This is a genomic window from Aeromonas tecta (genome assembly GCF_000820185.1).
GTDB classification, from domain to species: Bacteria; Pseudomonadota; Gammaproteobacteria; order Enterobacterales; family Aeromonadaceae; genus Aeromonas; species Aeromonas tecta.
Genome location: NZ_CDCA01000016.1, coordinates 4,775 through 6,079 on the forward strand (window position 1 = coordinate 4,775; position 1,305 = coordinate 6,079).

General features: G+C 61.1%; 3 protein-coding genes. 1 reads left to right on the plus strand and 2 read right to left on the minus strand.

The window, feature by feature from the left end; all coding sequences use genetic code 11:
• Nucleotides 1-47 precede the first annotated feature (47 nt).
• Complete coding sequence (locus BN1137_RS03475) at nt 48-521, plus strand: DUF4442 domain-containing protein (RefSeq protein WP_050717265.1); 474 nt, start codon at nt 48-50, stop codon at nt 519-521.
• Between the two features lie 77 nt (nt 522-598).
• On the opposite strand, the gene ybcJ is transcribed toward BN1137_RS03475, so the two are convergent.
• Nucleotides 599-832 (minus strand): ribosome-associated protein YbcJ, encoded by a 234-nt coding sequence (gene ybcJ, locus BN1137_RS03480; protein WP_005324920.1) that lies wholly within the window; start codon nt 830-832, stop codon nt 599-601.
• Between the two features lie 173 nt (nt 833-1,005).
• A partial coding sequence (locus tag BN1137_RS21770; RefSeq protein WP_083443352.1) for a MaoC family dehydratase occupies nt 1,006-1,305 on the minus strand: 300 nt, incomplete at its 5' end.

Here is a 1,305-nt window from a genome sequence, read left to right on the forward strand (position 1 = left end):
ATGCTGGCAACATTTCATTCACACTCACTCATCGGATCAGTTTGCATATGGACTTGCAACGCTTCAAAGCCAATCTCGCCCTGCGTCTGTTTGCCTGGCGCTACATCCCCGTCATCGGCTTCTGTGCCCCCGTCATCGAGCGGATGGACGCCAAAGCCTTGCGCATCCGCATCCCGCTCGGCTGGCGCACCCGCAATCATCTGGGCAGCATGTATTTTGGCGCGCTGGCGACCGGCGCCGATCTGGTAGGGGGCTTGCTGGTGATGGAGAAGGGGCGTACCCGGCGCAAGAAGGTGCATTTCGCCTTCAAGGATGTGCAGGGGGAGTTTTTGAAACGGCCCGAGGCGGACGTGCGTTTTGACTGCGAGGCGGGGGAGGCGATCGATGCCATGATTGACGAGTCGCTGGCGACCGGGCAACGCATCAACCGCCCCATCCAGGTGGTGGCCACCTGCCCGTCGTTAAACGGTGATGAGGCGATGGCTCGCTTCGTGCTGACCCTGTCGATCAAGGCCAGCTGAGTCAGAGACTCCGATCCCGAAGAGGGATCGGCCCCTGACTGGGCGCTCCCGCCATCAAGGTCTGATGGCGGCGAGACTCAGAGGATCTCGGGGCTAATCCCTTCTTTTACCACTACCTTCATGCCGTTGAAGTTGACCACCTGCTCGGCCACTATCTTGCAGCGCTTGCGAGTCTCGACCTGGCCATCGACCTCCACCAGACCCTCGGCAACCAGCGCCTTGGCCGCGCCGCCGCAATCGGCCCAACCCTGATGCTTGATCAGATCACACAAGGCAACGAAGGGGTGGCCTTCGAGCAGAAACGTCTCCATGGAAAATCCTCTCACTAGATGAATGCCTGACATGGCAGGGCGGCTATTTTAGGCAGTTAGGGTCGACAGGGAAAGGGCCTGGGCCGGATTGGGCCAGAAAAAGTGAGGTCATGGGCAGATAACATTCAGCCCGGCGGGCCGGGCTGAATGGATTATGGCGAGATGCGCTTGCGCTAGCCGTATTTCACCACGGCTTCGCCGGTCACTGCGAGCGCGCCGCCTTGGGTGAAGATGCGGGTGGCCAGAGTAGCGATGGGCTTGTCTTCACGAAGGGCAATCACCTCCACCTCGGCGGTGACCTCATCCCCCACAAACACCGGCTGCTTGAAGGAGAGGCTCTGGCCGAGATAGACGCTCCCCTGACCCGGCAGTTGCTGGCCGAGCAGCCCGGAAAACAGGCTGGCGAGCAGCATGCCATGGACGATGGGACGCTCGAACGGCGTGCTGGCGGCAAAGGCCGGATCCAGGTGCAG